This is a genomic window from Acinetobacter sp. CIP 64.7 (genome assembly GCF_000369745.1).
GTDB lineage: Bacteria > Pseudomonadota > Gammaproteobacteria > Pseudomonadales > Moraxellaceae > Acinetobacter > Acinetobacter fasciculus.
Window position 1 is genome coordinate 2,025,293 of sequence record NZ_KB850179.1, and the last position, 15,022, is coordinate 2,040,314.

At 43.8% G+C, this 15,022-nt stretch carries 13 protein-coding genes; 4 read left to right on the forward strand and 9 right to left on the reverse strand.

Going from position 1 to position 15,022, the window contains the following annotated elements:
* Positions 1-110 precede the first annotated feature (110 nt).
* The 3 genes from pncB to F890_RS16250 all read right to left on the reverse strand — a co-directional run bounded on the left by pncB (position 111) and on the right by F890_RS16250 (position 3,666).
* A complete protein-coding gene (gene pncB, locus F890_RS16240; RefSeq protein ID WP_004729084.1) occupies positions 111-1,316 on the reverse strand; it encodes a nicotinate phosphoribosyltransferase in 1,206 nt (401 codons plus the stop codon).
* Positions 1,317-1,435: 119 nt separating this feature from the next.
* Positions 1,436-1,966, reverse strand: a complete 531-nt coding sequence (locus F890_RS16245) for an ankyrin repeat domain-containing protein (RefSeq protein ID WP_005094946.1) — start codon at positions 1,964-1,966, stop codon at positions 1,436-1,438.
* Positions 1,967-2,151: 185 nt separating this feature from the next.
* Positions 2,152-3,666, reverse strand: coding sequence for a catalase (locus tag F890_RS16250; protein WP_005094943.1), 1,515 nt, complete (start codon positions 3,664-3,666; stop codon positions 2,152-2,154).
* A 227-nt stretch (positions 3,667-3,893) separates the two neighbouring features.
* Between F890_RS16250 and dtd the strand changes: the two genes are divergently transcribed.
* Together dtd and F890_RS16260 are read left to right on the forward strand one after the other, a co-directional pair.
* Entirely contained in the window at positions 3,894-4,334 is a 441-nt protein-coding gene (gene dtd, locus F890_RS16255; protein WP_005094942.1) for a D-aminoacyl-tRNA deacylase, read from the forward strand.
* Positions 4,335-4,444: 110 nt separating this feature from the next.
* Positions 4,445-5,749, forward strand: a complete 1,305-nt coding sequence (locus F890_RS16260; RefSeq protein WP_004282307.1) for an IS4 family transposase — start codon at positions 4,445-4,447, stop codon at positions 5,747-5,749.
* Positions 5,750-5,865: 116 nt separating this feature from the next.
* On the opposite strand, the gene F890_RS16265 is transcribed toward F890_RS16260, so the two are convergent.
* The 3 genes from F890_RS16265 to serB all read right to left on the reverse strand — a co-directional run bounded on the left by F890_RS16265 (position 5,866) and on the right by serB (position 8,457).
* On the reverse strand, positions 5,866-6,345 hold the full coding sequence (locus F890_RS16265) for an SCP2 sterol-binding domain-containing protein (protein ID WP_005094940.1): 480 nt from the start codon (positions 6,343-6,345) through the stop codon (positions 5,866-5,868).
* 141 nt (positions 6,346-6,486) lie between these two features.
* Positions 6,487-6,822 (reverse strand): ciprofloxacin tolerance protein AciT, encoded by a 336-nt coding sequence (gene aciT / locus F890_RS16270; protein ID WP_005094938.1) that lies wholly within the window; start codon positions 6,820-6,822, stop codon positions 6,487-6,489.
* A 414-nt stretch (positions 6,823-7,236) separates the two neighbouring features.
* A complete protein-coding gene (gene serB / locus F890_RS16275; RefSeq protein ID WP_005094936.1) occupies positions 7,237-8,457 on the reverse strand; it encodes a phosphoserine phosphatase SerB in 1,221 nt (406 codons plus the stop codon).
* 77 nt (positions 8,458-8,534) lie between these two features.
* Between serB and F890_RS16280 the strand changes: the two genes are divergently transcribed.
* Entirely contained in the window at positions 8,535-9,788 is a 1,254-nt protein-coding gene (locus F890_RS16280) for a hypothetical protein (RefSeq protein WP_005094933.1), read from the forward strand.
* Positions 9,789-9,882: 94 nt separating this feature from the next.
* On the opposite strand, the gene ppk1 is transcribed toward F890_RS16280, so the two are convergent.
* Both ppk1 and F890_RS16290 read right to left on the reverse strand, forming a co-directional pair.
* Entirely contained in the window at positions 9,883-11,946 is a 2,064-nt protein-coding gene (ppk1, locus tag F890_RS16285; RefSeq protein WP_005094930.1) for a polyphosphate kinase 1, read from the reverse strand.
* Between the two features lie 177 nt (positions 11,947-12,123).
* Complete coding sequence (locus tag F890_RS16290) at positions 12,124-13,071, reverse strand: bile acid:sodium symporter family protein (RefSeq protein WP_005094929.1); 948 nt, start codon at positions 13,069-13,071, stop codon at positions 12,124-12,126.
* A gap of 164 nt (positions 13,072-13,235) precedes the next feature.
* Here F890_RS16290 and F890_RS16295 point away from each other — a divergent pair, with 164 nt between their 5' ends.
* Positions 13,236-14,117 carry an IS982-like element ISAba9 family transposase gene (locus tag F890_RS16295; RefSeq protein ID WP_004282326.1) on the forward strand — a complete coding sequence of 294 codons (882 nt, stop codon included), beginning with the start codon at positions 13,236-13,238 and terminating at the stop codon, positions 14,115-14,117.
* Between the two features lie 62 nt (positions 14,118-14,179).
* Here the strand turns inward: F890_RS16295 and pncA are convergent, their stop codons facing one another.
* The gene (gene pncA / locus F890_RS16300) at positions 14,180-14,809 is read right to left on the reverse strand and encodes a bifunctional nicotinamidase/pyrazinamidase (protein ID WP_005094928.1); all 630 of its coding nucleotides are present in this window, start codon (positions 14,807-14,809) and stop codon (positions 14,180-14,182) included.
* Positions 14,810-15,022: the final 213 nt, after the last annotated feature.

Genomic DNA, 15,022 nt, shown 5'->3' on the forward strand with positions numbered 1-15,022 from the left:
GCAGATGATTAGCAAGATTTTAGCTAAACCCTGGTGTTAAATAAGCTTGCATAAAAAAACCGCCTCTATATAGAAACGGTTCTTAAAAATTATGAATTTTTCAAACTGACTTAAGCAGGTTCATTGATCTCAAAAACCTGACGCAAATAGGCCAAGAACGTATCATTATCGGTCATGGTTTTGCCCGGACTATCCGAGATTTTGGCTACTGACTGACGGTTACATTCCACCAGTTTCAGCACAATATTGAGTGGGGTTTGCCCCATATCATTGGTCAGATTGGTGCCAATGCCGAAACTGACCTGAAAACGGTCTTTAAAGTACTGATGCAATTTCCAGGCTTTTTCCAGATTCAGGCCATCACTAAAAGTCAGCATCTTGGTTTTGCTGTCTATTTTCAGCTTTTTATAATGCGCATAGGCCTTGTCACCCCATTCATAAGGGTCGCCACTATCATGACGCAAGCCATCAAACAGCTTGGCAAAGTACAGATCAAAGTCGCGCAGGAATGCATCCATCCCCACCACATCGGTCAAGGCAATACCCAAGTCACCACGATATTCCTGTACCCAGCTTTCCAGTGCAGATTTCTGGAAATTACGTAAACGTACGTCCAGCGCCTGAAAAGCTTGCAGGAATTCATGCGCCATGGTACCAATCGGGGTAATGCCCAGCTCTTTGGCTAACAGTACATTACTGGTCCCACGGAACACATGCGGTGCGGCTTTGTGAAATTCTTCGACCACATGCTTTTGCCAATCGAAACTGTAACGGCGACGCGTACCAAAATCTGACACCAAGAATGGTGGATCATTGGGGTTTTGCGCAGCATCATACTGTTTTAATAGCTCGATTTTGGCTTTTAAACGGTGTTCGCCTTCAGCCAACACTTCAGGCGTGCGAATGCGGCTGAAATACAGTTCATTGACAATCGCCAGTACGAAGATCTCGAACATCATCGCCTGAACCATCGGGCCTTCCACCACAATATCCAGACGGCCTTGACTGTCGATACTGGCCTTGATGAAACGGCGCTTGAGCTGGAACAGTTCCAGATAATCCACAAAATCGCTTTTGATAAAACGTAAGCTTCTTAAATATTGCAGTTCATCTTCTTTGAATTTTAGCTGACACAGCAGGTCCAGTTGATGATTCAGGTCATCCAGAATATCCGTCAGTGGATAGACTGTATCTTCCAGATTACGACAACGGAAATGGTAGACACTATGCGTTTGCGGAAACTTGTGTAAGACCACTTGTAACATAGTGAATTTGTACAAGTCAGTATCTAACAGAGAATGGATAATTGGGGCCATAACTAAGGGAATATCGCTGTGCTTATCTCTGCATTAAAGCATAAAAAGTCATGCAATAATGCAGGATTTACGTACAGCTGGCTGTATTTGCGACAAAAGTATCAGAAGCATAACCCGGTTTATTTCTGGGTGTTGGTCTGAGCTTTTTCCTGTTCCTGAATCAGTTTATGTAGCTGTTTTTCCTGGCCAATGACCTTGGCAAATTCGGCTGTGGTCTTTTGTCCGGTTTTTTGCGCCTGGACATCACAGTCCACCTGACGCAACTGCTTGGCAATCGCAAATTCCATCTTGAATAAAGCCCCCATCAAGGCCGTATTGCCTCGATTGTCTCGAGCACAGCGGTCGGCACCATGTTTAAGCAAACTGCTGACTATCGCTTGATGGCCATAATACGTTGCCATCATCAGTGGCGTATAACCGTCTTTATTGCGTACATCGACCGGAAAGCCATGTTTTAAAAATTCGTTGATAACTTCGCTATTGCCAATTTTGGCGGCAGCAAAGAACAGGTCGACCAGTTCCTGTTGTGAGTTCATCTGAATATTGTCCACGCTTTTAGCGGGGGAGATCTCCTTCGCGACAGTCACGTTTGCGAATGCGGAACCTATCGTGAGAATACTGGCTAAAAACATAGATGACATAACTTTCATGATGAACTCCAGCAGAAATCGAAGGGGAATTTAAGTCTTGAAAGACTGAATTACCCTGAGATGAGATAAAAAACGGAGTGCCTGTAAAACTCCCCCTAGGGTGCAGGAAAGGTTTGGAGTATTACAGGACTTTTTGGAGGTGATGCGCTATGCCCTAGTCACCAGTTCCTCAAGACCAATCGGGATTAGTCTTTTAATTTTGCAGCTTTGGCTTTAACAGTCGCCAGGTTACCGTTTACCGCCTTGGTCATACGTGTACCGTAGTCCGCATCTGCCTTATAGAAGTAAGACAACATGATGTGCTTGGTTTCTGAATCTTTCACTGCGCCTAAATCAGCAGCAAGGTTCATGATCAGGTCATCTTTTTCTTTAGCCGAGTATGAACGGTACAGCTCACCTGCCTGCTTGAAGTTCTGCTCTTTCACGCCAATTTGCTGTACATGACCAGATAATGGTGTTTGTACCGCACGTGCTTTTTCAGTGGCAGCTTTTGGCTCTTTACGGCTTGGCTCATAGTTCACATCCGAGTCACGCTCAGAGATATTCATGTAGCCATCCTGATTATTGTTGTTCACATTTACCACTGGACGGTTCACCGGAATTTGCTGGTGATTCGCGCCTAAACGGTACATTTGGGTATCTGAGTAAGAGAAGATACGGCCTTGTAGCAGACGGTCTTCTGATGGCTCGATGCCCGGAACCAGGTTACCTGGCGCAAATGCAGACTGTTCAGTCTCATTGAAGAAGTTCTTCGGCATACGGTTCAGGGTCAAAGTACCGACTTTGGTTTCTGGTACCAGCTCAGTTGGCCAGATTTTGGTTGGATCTAACGGATCAAAATCAAAGCTGTTTAGATCTTTAGGATCAATCACCTGAATATATAGATCCCATTTCGGGAAATTACCCGCATAGATGTTGTTATATAGATCATTGGTCAAGTGGTTGAAATCTTTACCCTGCTGTTCAGCCGCTTCTTTCACGTTCAGGCCTTTCACGCCCTGTTTAGAGCGGAAGTTGAATTTCACGTACTTGTATTCGCCTTTGTCGTTATACAGTTTGTAAGCGTGAACACCAAAACCGTCCTGTTCACGATAGCTAGTTGGAACACCTTGCTTGCCATACACATAAGTCAGCATGTTGGTTGCCCATGGCTGGCTCGACAGGAAGTCAAACACACGGTTAGCATCTTGGACATTCGTTACTGGGCTTGGCTTCATGGCATGAATGAAGTCCGGGAACTTGATTGCATCACGGATAAAGAATACCGGTGTCTGGTTACCGACCAAGTCCCAGTTACCTTCTTGAGTGTAGAATTTCAATGCAAAACCGTGTGGGTCACGTAGAGTTTCTGGTGAACCCTTACCGTGAATTACGGTAGAAAAACGCAGGAAAACTGGAGTTTTAGTCCCCGCTTTGAACAATGAAGCGAGGGTAAGATCAGATAGATCTTTGGTCGCAACGAATTCACCATATGCCCCTGTACCACGCGCATGTACGACACGCTCAGGAATACGCTCACGACCAAAACGTTGTAATTTTTGTACCAGTTGAACATCCTGAAGGAGTACTGAACCATTTGGACCCGCAGTGATCGAGTTCTGGTTATCACCGACTGGCGCGCCATTGTCTTTAGTTAAAGGAGCAGCTTGTGCAGCTGTGACAGTTGCAATCATTGCAACCAGTAATGAACGCTTAAACATTTCTAAATCTCTCAATTTATTACCTTTCCTGCATGGGCTAAGATACGCCAACACAATAAATAGATAAAACAGATTATTTTTATTAATTCAATCGCTTTAATGGATTTAAAAAAATTAATCAATTGATTTTCATATATTTAAAGCTCATAAAAACAGCATCTCATACTGCTCCAGATTTTATTCTTGCTACAATCACGTCCATCTATCATTAGCAGTCCATATGTAAAATGCGTGCCTTATTACAAAGAGTTTTAGAAGCTAAAGTCGTGGTCGAGGGTGAAACCACTGGGGAAATTGAAAAAGGAATTCTGGTTTTTCTAGGTTTAGGCAAAGACGATAATCTGGAAAAAGGCAAAAAGCTGATTGATAAAATATTGAAATACCGCTTCTTTGATGATGAACAGGGTAAAATGGGCTGGAACGTTGCCCAGGCCGACGGTGGTTTATTGCTGGTTTCACAATTTACCTTGATGGCACAGACCCAGAAGGGTTTACGTCCAGACTTTGGCCCAGCTATGCCGCCTGCCGAGGCTAAAGCACTTTATGAGCAGCTGGTAGAATATGCCCAAAGCCAGTTTGAACATGTGCAAACCGGTATTTTTGCCGCCGACATGAAAGTGCATCTGGTCAATGATGGGCCGGTGACGTTTAATCTGGAAGTTGAATAAACTGTCATTGTTCTAGAATGAAAAAAGCCCTCTAATGAGTAATGCCAGTCAGTTAAGCAAAAAAAGTTAAAATGCTGTAAAAAGAGCGTATGTAAATACGCTCTTTTTTTATGAATTTATCTCAGAATCTAGATTTAACATTAAAACAAACCCTACCTTCACTTTCACAATTCAGTGAATTGATTGATTTAAACTGGATTGAAGATTGCTTAGACCAAACAGGTAAAGCATCAATTCGAAAAAGAAAACTGCCTGCTGAACATGTTGTTTGGCTGGTAATCGGACTTGCTCTATTTCGAAATCAACCGATTTGGTATGTGGTTCAACAATTGCAACTTGTTTTCGGTACGGCAGAATACTGTGTACCGAGTGCATCCGTACAAGCAAGACAACGCTTAGGCTTAGAACCCATGAGTGCTTTATTTTCGACATTAAGTCAGGCATGGTTTAAAGACTCACAACAACAATATAGCAACTTTCACGGTCTATGCGTTTGTGCTGTAGATGGTGTGGTTTGGTCTATGCCTCATACAGAAGAAAACTTTAAGCACTTTGGTTCATCCAAAGGCAAAACAGCAGCTGCACCTTACCCACAAGTTAGAGCGACTTGCCTGGTGAATACCAATACCCATGAAATGATTGATGCCCAAATGGGCAGTATGGATCAAGGTGAATTAACCTTAGCCAGTCAATTAAAAGCACCAGTTCGCAGTATTACCCTATTTGATCGTGCTTACTTCTCTGCTGATTTTTTAGTGAGCTGGCAATCTCAGGCAGAAGAGAGTCATTGGTTGATGCGAGCAAAGGACAACCTGCGTTATGAAGTGATTCATCATAATGCGGCCCATGACTTTCAGATCAAAATGCCTGTTTCAGCAAGAGCAAAAAAGATAAATCCGTCATTGGGTGACTATTGGGAAGCACGTTTAATTGAAGTTGAATATGCAGGAAAAATAAGACGTTACATTACATCATTAACAGATTCTAAAGTTTATCCATTCAAAGACCTTGCAATGCTTTATATCCAGCGTTGGGAAATAGAAATGTGTTATCGGGAAATTAAAAGTGATTTACAGGATGCAAGGATTTTAAGAAGCAAACAACCTGATTTGGTCTATCAAGAATTGTGGGGGGTATTTATTGCATATAATATCTTAAGAAGACAGATGAGGTTTATCGCTGAACATGCAAAGGTGAGTCCTTTAAGGATCAGTTTCCATATTGCATCTATGAGTATTATCAATATCTTAAGGCACACACCTTTAGAATCAGCAGGAAACCTACCCAAACATTTAGCGCAATTATTTGAACAATCTAAAATATTTGTATTACCTGAAAAAAGGCAAAGGCAATGTCCGCGAGTAGTGAAAATTAAAGCACAAAAATATCCAAGAAAATGCCAGTCAATTTCTTAACTGACTGGCATTACTCTAATGAGGGCTTTTTCTTTTAAAAATCTTTTATCCTTTCACCCCCCTCTTTGTGTTTCTCCCAAAGGTAGAAAGAAAAGGTTGGATGAAAGATTTTTAACTTATTTACCAGTTTTCTCTTTAATAAACTGACGTGCCATTTTCACTTTTTCTTTGACCGGTTTTGGCAGTTTAGGCGGAATCATTTTCGCGACCTGGTTAAACCAGACCAGCAGACCAAAATCGCCTTCCATTTTAATCGTGCCACTTTGCATACCACTCATGAATGCAGTTGGATCACCTTTAAGCAATGTTTTTACACCCTGTTCACTGTCAGCAAATTGCAGTACAAAATCAGCTTTTTCTGCATCACCTGAAACAGTATCGATATGACCATTATTCACAACGATCTGACGTGCCATTCCCTCATCTGTTCCGATTTGGATACGAAACTGGCGTTCATGTACCAATTCAATAAATTTCGGGCTAGTACGTGCTAACTGCTTCATACGTAACGCAAGACCTGCGACCAGCAAATCAAGTGGATCAGTACTAAGGTCAACCAGAGGAAGTTTTAACACAGGAATGGACGACAGTTTCATGGAGGATGCCTATTCTAATTGTACGAAAATTGACAAATATCCTAGCATAGTTCTGGGCTAGGTGGATTATGCAGTTTGTATCATATTTCCAAATTGAAAAATGCACACATGGGTGCATTTTTTTCATTGCAACTTGTAGAATTAACGGCTTGAAAGCTGCTGCTGGTCGTCTTCATACACCGGCGTATGTTCGATGCAACGGCGTTTTGCCAAAGCACGCTCAGCACGACGATCTTCACGCAACAACAGGCCAGTCACCACCATCATGACCGCAGTTAACGCGCTCAGATAACTATACGTCATTGGTAGCTCAAACCAAGTTTGAGTTCCTACACGAATCACCTCGATCAGGCCCCATACCAGCATCCCGGCCGCCATAAAGCTTAACCAGCGACGATAAGGCGAGAAGAACACAGCAAGCACAGCTACAGCGACTAAACTGAAGCCCACAATCGTTGCTAAATGCGCTGTTACCATATAAACCCCTCCATCCAGATAGATAGTTCCCGCTTGATATTGCAACGCTTCTATCTATTGAATTTCGTTAAATCAATAAAATGAAATCTGTTGATTTGTATCTCTATGCCTGCATTATGCTGAGTTTTTTGCATAAAAAAAGTCCTGTCATCCAGCCTAACGACATACTTTGTCGCGATATTATATTGTCATTACATTTTTTGCTTTTCACATTTTTGTGGATCAATGACTGCGCCAATGTTGGCGTGTCATTACAAAATTATCAGTAGTTTTTTTAAGTGAAAAAATTATTTTTCCGTTTAAGATGATCGATGTTTTTGTAGCCACATTTCAGCTATTCCTTATATCACTCAGATCATAAGCAATAAAAAACGCGACCCGGAGGTCGCGTTTAAAATCAATCAAAGCCTGTATTTATGCACGGTTCAGGTCTTTATCATGTACACCGAGCAGATAAAGCACACCGTCCAGACCGACGCTAGAAATCGCCTGATTGGCATTTTGGCGTACTAGCGGCTTGGCACGGAAAGCCACACCGAGTCCTGCAATCGAGAGCATTGGTAAGTCATTGGCGCCATCACCGACTGCAATGGTTTGTTCCAGGGAAATTCCCATCTCCTGGGCGATTTCACCGAGCAAGAGTGCTTTGCGTGCACCATCGACGATATGGCCTTTGACTTCACCAGTGACCACGCCATCCTGCACATCGAGCGCATTGGCATGCACTTCATCAATATCCAGTTTAGTTTGCAGATATTCCGCAAAATACTGAAAACCGCCAGAAAGAATTGCAGTACGGTAACCTAGTGCTTTTAAAGTCGAAATCAGGCGTTCAGCTCCTTCGGTAATCGTCAGGCGCTCGGCAATTTTCGGAAGTACCGAAGCGTCCATGCCTTTTAACAAGGCGACACGTGCACGGAAGCTTTGCTGGAAGTCCAGCTCGCCTTGCATAGCACGTTCGGTAATTTCTGCGACCTGTTCACCAACACCGGCTTCAATTGCCAGTTCGTCAATAACTTCCTGCTCGATCAGGGTTGAGTCCATATCGAAGCAAACCAGACGACGGTTACGGCGATAAGCATTGTCTTCCTGCACCGCAACATCGACATTTAATTCATTGGACAGGCTCAAGCAGGCCGCACGCATGGCAGCTGCATCTAGCATTTGTCCACTTAAACCGAACTGGACACAGGCACGTTTTGGCCCTGCGCTCTGGCCATCTAAAATGGGGCGGCCAGACAGACGGGTCACGGTTTCAATATTAAAGCCCTGACCCGAGACAATCTGGGTCACGGCTTGCAGATGAGAGGCATTTAATTCAGGGGCCAATGCCGTTACGATATAACGTGTGCGTCCACCCTCTTTGACCCACTGATCATATTCAGTCGCAGAGATCGGTTTAAAGCGCACAGTTAACCCGATATCATGTGCTAGAATCAGGATCTCCTTCATGGCTAATGCTGTTGCTGTCTGGTCTTCAGACGCCACAACAATACCTAAGGTTAACTGATTATGAATAACCGCTTGCCCTACATCTAAAATCTGTAGGGAATGGGCGGACAAAACCTGCATTAATCGTGTAAATTGATTAGGCTGGTCAGGTCCTAAGAATGATATAAGAATGATTTCTCGCATGAATTGACTCGGGTCTGAGCTACAACTATTGTTAGAATCATAATCGAAATTGAACAGAATTGCCTTGGAAGTTTACGTTGAATGCGCCTAGACAAGGGCTATTTGCTAGCCTATTGATTGTAAGTTTTGCTCTGCATACCTTTTTACTGGTATTGGCAACCACTCACCAACTGAATGAAAACCGTGCCAATCAGGGACAGCTGATCACCAGTCAACTGGTGACAGACAGCCTGTCTGAGCTTGAACCGCCCAACCGCGTTTCTCTGGCTTTGCTGGCAAATCGTTATGCCACCAATCCAAGTGTCGCTTCCATCCGGATTCTGGATGCGAAAGCTCAAGTTTTAGCCACCGGCGGACTGACCAAAACTCGCGAGGGTGAAGTTTTTGTCCGTGATGCCCTGCAAAACGAGAAAAAAGTCGGTGTGATTGAAATCACCCTGATTGAGCCAAGTATTGGTGAAATTCTGCGCACGCAATGGTTGGCGATTCTGTTCTCGTTCATCATTCATGGTCTGCTCTGGGTCGCTTATCGTGCCGTGGCACGTCCAAGTCGGACTGAATATCTAGCGCGCATCAATAATGAATCGCGGCTGAAATTCGAGATTCAGACCCTGACCCAGGCATTGGAACAGGAAAAGCATAATGCGGCACTGGCGATTGCTCAGGCCCAACAGGCAGTGAAAAACAAAGCCAAAGAAAAAGAACATAAACCAGCGGTACTCGAGAGCGATAGCCTGAGCTTAAACATCCAGTTCTACGATCCAAAACAGTTACTGGATAGCGTGAATAAAACCGTTTCGGTGCCTTATTTCAATCTTTGTCAGATTTTCCTGAATAAAGCCACCGAACTCTGTGTGCAACGCTATAAGTTAAATAGTTCTGATATTTGTACCGTACATAAATTTGATGAAAAAGGTGCCACCATCAGTATCACAGCAGACAAACCGAATGCCCTGGCCTGCCTGACCATGATCAGTGCCGTGTTCCAGCTGCTTTCGGAAGTGCTGTATAGACGCTATCGTGAAGAAAAACGTTTTGTGCTACAAACCCGCAGCGCGATTGCCTCTAAAGTCGAGGAGATGCAGCTCAGCTCGGTACAGGCCGCGGAGCGTCTGACTCAGCATCTGGTCGCGAAAGAAAGTGCCTTACATGTACCGAACACCTTGCTGAAAGATGTGAGTGATCACTTCCAGCTGGTCAGCATGCCGAATCCAACCAATGTCCTGACCCGTCATGCTTTTGTGGTGAATGGCATGGATGCTGAAAGCGCCGAGCTGGCACAGACTTTTAGAACTGAAATTCTAAAATCCAAACAGTCCAAAGCCTCATAAATATCCCTGAATGTTGCAATTAAAAAAGCCGGATCCAACATCCGGCTTTTTTATGGATATAAAACAAATACGCCAGTGTGTCTTGGTCTATCTCTTAAATTTTTAACTGTTTTTGTTCCAGCAGATATTGCTGGGCATTATAAGGCTGAGCCGGATCCTGACAAGGGACTTTATGCCACTGACCCTCGGCATCTAACTCCCATGCATTGTGACAATCTTTTAAATAGCTGATCAGGCCATCTTTATAAATCCGTTTTTTCAGCTCTGGATCCAGCACCGGGAAACAGGTTTCCACCCGGGAAAACAGGTTACGGCCCATCCAGTCGGCACTGGCACAATACAGTTTCTTGGCACCGCCATGTTCAAAATAATAAACCCGGGTATGTTCCAGGAAACGTCCTACGATTGAACGGACCTGGATATTTTCAGACATACCGGTAACTTGTGGAATCAGACAGCAGATTGAACGCACAATCAGGTCAATTTTTACCCCAGCCTGCGAAGCCTGATACAGGGCAGCAATCAATTGCGGTTCGGTAAGTGCATTCACTTTGATGATGATATGCGCGGCTCTGCCGGCCAGGGCAAATGCCTTTTCCTGCTCAATCAGTTTCAGCAGTTCGCTATGCAGGGTAAACGGTGCATGCAGCAAGGCTTTCAGTTTGGCCATTTTGCCCATGCCGGTCAGTTCCTGGAACATGCGATGCACATCTTCACAGATATCCGGCTGTGTGGTCATCAGGCCGTAATCAGTATACATACGGGCATTACCGGCATGATAGTTTCCGGTACCCAAATGCGCATAACGCAGTAATTCCTGATTTTCACGCCGGACAATCAGAATCATTTTGGCATGGGTTTTATAACCCACGATGCCATAGACCACGACCGCGCCGGCTTCTTGCAGAATATTGGCCACCATAATATTAGATTCTTCATCGAAACGCGCCCGCAGTTCAATCACGGCCGTGACTTCCTTGCCATTCCGTGCGGCTTCTGCCAGCACCTGAACAATTTCCGAATCCGGACCACTGCGGTATAGCGTCTGCTTGATCGCCAGCACCGCTGGGTCCTTGGCCGCTTCGCGCAGTAAAGTAATCACCGGCTGGAATGAATCAAAAGGATGATGCAGCAGCACATCCTGTGCTTTTAAAATTTCAAAAATACTTTTCTGTTTACGGAAAATTTTGGGAATCACAGGACTAAAATGCGGATACTTTAATTCCGGACGCTCAAAGCTGGTACTCAGGCGGGACAAATTGATTGGTCCATCAATCCGGTACAGTTCCTGTTCCGTCAGATTAAATTCATCCAGCAAATAGTCGATGATGTTCTGTGGAGAGTCATTTTCAATTTCCAGACGTACTGCACGACCAAAGCGGCGCGAACACAGTTCATCTTTTAAGGCCACTGCCAGATCGTCAACATCTTCCGACAATACCAGATCGGCATTGCGGGTAACCCGAAAGGCATAACATCCGGTCGCTTTCATGCCGGGAAACAAATCACTGATATGCTGCTGGATGATCGCAGTCAGAAAGATCTGGGTGGTATTGTTTCCGGTGACATCTTCCGGAATTTTAATCAGGCACGGTAAGGAACGTGGTGCCGGCACAATCGCCATCTCGATTTCACGGCCAAAGGCATCTTTACCTTCCAAGCTGATAATAAAGTTCAGACTTTTATTCACCAAACGTGGAAAAGGATGTGAAGGATCCAGACTGATCGGGGTCAGTACCGGTTGCACTTCTTTGGCAAAAAAGGCTGCAATCCATGCCTTATGTTTTTCCAGAAGATCCTGATATTGAAGAAACTGAATACCCTGCGCCTGGAGTTCAGGCAGAATTGCATGATTCAGAACCTCATACTGCTTGTTAACTGTGGCATGAATGGACTGGGACAGTTGTTGTAGAACCAGCTCGGTGGGTACAGCATCAGGCGTCCGGGTAGTCGCATTCAGGTCTTGCTGTTTCATCAGCCCGGCAATCCTGATTTCAAAAAACTCATCCAGATTACGGGAAAAAATAATCAGGAAGTTTAAGCGCTCTAAAATCGGTAAATTCGGATCAAGTGCTTGTGCCAAGACACGACGCTGAAATTCAAATAAGGAAAGTTCCCGATTAAAATAGGTCGCTGACGAATGCTGAAATTGTTCCATGCCCTCTCAATGCTGCTGATTACAGTCTGTTGTTTCACATCATTGAGGGGCGATCTTAGGCAGACTTTATGACACTTATGTTACAAAGCTTGATAAATCTATATAGATTAATATTTTAATTTTTAAAATTATAAAAAATCATCCTCTGGTTTGTTGCGCGCTGTCATCAAACTGCAATTAGGTGTCTGTTTTTTCAGTTTTTCTGGCAGCCCAATAAGTGGCTAAAGCTGGCCCTGAAATATTATGCCACAGGCTGAAAATGGCACTTGGTAAAGCGGTAAGTGGTGATGCGGCAAAATGGGTTGCCGCCAAGGCCACACCCAGACCAGAATTCTGCATTCCCACTTCAATGGAGACTGCACGACAGTCTATTTCTGCCAAGTGAAATATACGGCTGGCCCAATAACCCAGTAAATAGCCCATACCATTGTGTAAGGCCACGATCCCTAAAATCATTAAACCGGACTCCAGAATCTGGGTTTTGCTGCCGGCAATAATCGCCGCGACAATTGCCACAATCGCAATCACAGAAATCAACGGCATGACCTGAATATAGGCCGTGACTTTTTGCTTGAGTAGCGCCCGTACGATTAAGCCCAGAATAATCGGGAATAACACCACCTGTAAGATCGACACCAGCATCGACCAGGCATTGATTTCAATCCACTGACTGGCCAACAAGTAGAAAATGGCCGGAGTTAGAATGGGCGCCAGTAACGTAGAAACCGAGGTACAGGCGACCGACAAGGCAGTATTGCCCTTGGCCATATAGGTAATCACATTGGATGCAGTTCCGCCCGGACAGCAACCCACCAAGATTACCCCGATGGCAATCTCTGGTGGCAGCTGGAACAGCTTGCACAGCAAAAAGGCCAAACCCGGCATCACCATAAACTGGGCGACGACGCCAATCGCTACTGCCTTCGGACTTTGCAAGACACTTTTAAAATCTCCGACGGTCATGGTCATGCCCATGCCGAACATGATGATGCCTAACATCCAGGGAATATAAGCTCTTAACCAGACAAAAGCTTCAGGGATCATCAAGGCAATGCCGGAAAAAAGCACCACCCATAAAGCAAAGGTTTTTTGGACAAATTGGCTAAACTGGAGCAAGGCTGACATGGGTTTCATCCAGGTGATATTAAGGGAGAAAAAGCAAGATAAAATAGGCACCCGTTGACGCCTGAATTTTTATATTTAAATACCCCAATCTCAACTTTTTAAGTGATTGAAATAAAAAGGACATAACCCTATTTTAGTTTCCACCAAGAAATTAAAGCAAAGTTATGTCCATTGAAGAATTTATCATTTTTGTCTATGTAATCATAGAAGAACTTTATCCCATTGTTGTTACTCAGCCCCTGAGAACTCGTGGTTTTCCGCCTGCTGTTACTGATGCAGAAATCATCACTATGCAAATAGTAGGTGAATTTCTTGGTTTAGATACAGACAAAAATATTTGGATGTATTTCAAAAACAATTGGTTAGAATGGTTTCCAAAATTAGGATCTTATCCCAATTTCTGTAAACATTGTGCAAACCTGTGGCATGTCAGTCAATCCATTATGGCACAGCTCATTCAGCGTTATGGTTCAGATAACATTCACTTTATTGATGGCTTCCCACTCCCTGTCTGTAGTTATACCAGAGCTAGAAAGCATAAAAACTTTAAAGAATACGCAGGTTTTAGTTATTGTGCTGCAAAACAAGAAAAATATTATGGTTTCAAAGCTCATATCGTCATTAATCTTTCAGGCATGATTTCGGGTTATACCTTTGCACCTGCTCATTGTGATGAGCGAGATGTTGCACCTGAAATTACGAATGATATTTACGGTTTACTGGGAGCAGATAAGGGCTATTTAAGACCAGAATTGAAACGATATTATGAATATCAGGGTATTGATTTACAAACACCCTTTAGAAAAAACATGATAGATTTCAGACCTAAAGAGACACTGCAAATACTGATGAAAGCCAGAAGAAAGATTGAAACAGTGATTGGTCAATTAACAGATCGCTTTCACATTCAGAAAGTGAGGGCAAAAGATCTATGGCATTTAACCCACCGCATAACTCGTAAAATTCTGTCGCATACAATTTGTGTGGTGCTAAATAAAAAGCTTGGTCATTCACCAATTCAATTCGAAAATCTTATTTTAAGTTGAGATTGGCGTATTTAAATATAAATAAGATCAAAGGAATATTTAAGTTCTATCCCTATTCAGCTTTAAGCTGCTTGAACAATATCTTTCACATAGATACGTTTCACGCCATGCGACAGCATATCCTGCCAGGCATGTTGCAAGGAACCATTCAGGTCAATGCCCTTGGTGGCATCGGCAATCACATAGGTTTTAAAGCCCAGTTTGCAGGCATCGATTGCAGTCCAGGCCACACAAAAGTCCGTAGCAATCCCGACCACAAATACGGTATCAATCCCACGTTCACGCAGATAGCCAGCAAGACCCGTCGGGGTTTTCTGGTCAGCTTCCATAAAGGCCGAGTAACTGTCGATCTGGGAATGAAAACCCTTGCGAATGATGAGTTGTGCTTGCGGTAAATTTAAATCCGGATGCAGTTCGGCATCGCGTGTCCCTTGCACACAATGCTTTGGCCATAAAACCTGAGTGCCATAATCCAGCTGAATACTGTCATAGGCGGCTTTGCCGGGGTGGTTGTCTGCAAAAGAAATATGGTTGTCCGGATGCCAGTCTTGGGTCAGGATAATATGCTTAAAATGCTGCCCCAATAGATTGATATTTGGAATAATCTGGTCAGCATTGGCTACAGCCAGATTGCCTCCCGGGGTAAATCCTCTTTGTACGTCTACGACCAGTAAAGCAACATTATTCTGCATCTGTTTTCATCCATTGAAATCTCGATTTATGCCCAAGCATAGCGCAAAATACCTCAGGATTTTTAGCTCTACGGTTAAAAATGGCATGACTGTGTATTCTCGGCATGTGTATATGAGCAGATCAATAGATTCATTGTTTTTGACAAATATGAGATGAGTTCCGGGCTTGTATCAAGCTGGATCTCTGCAAAAAAAATAAGTTTTAAGATAAAG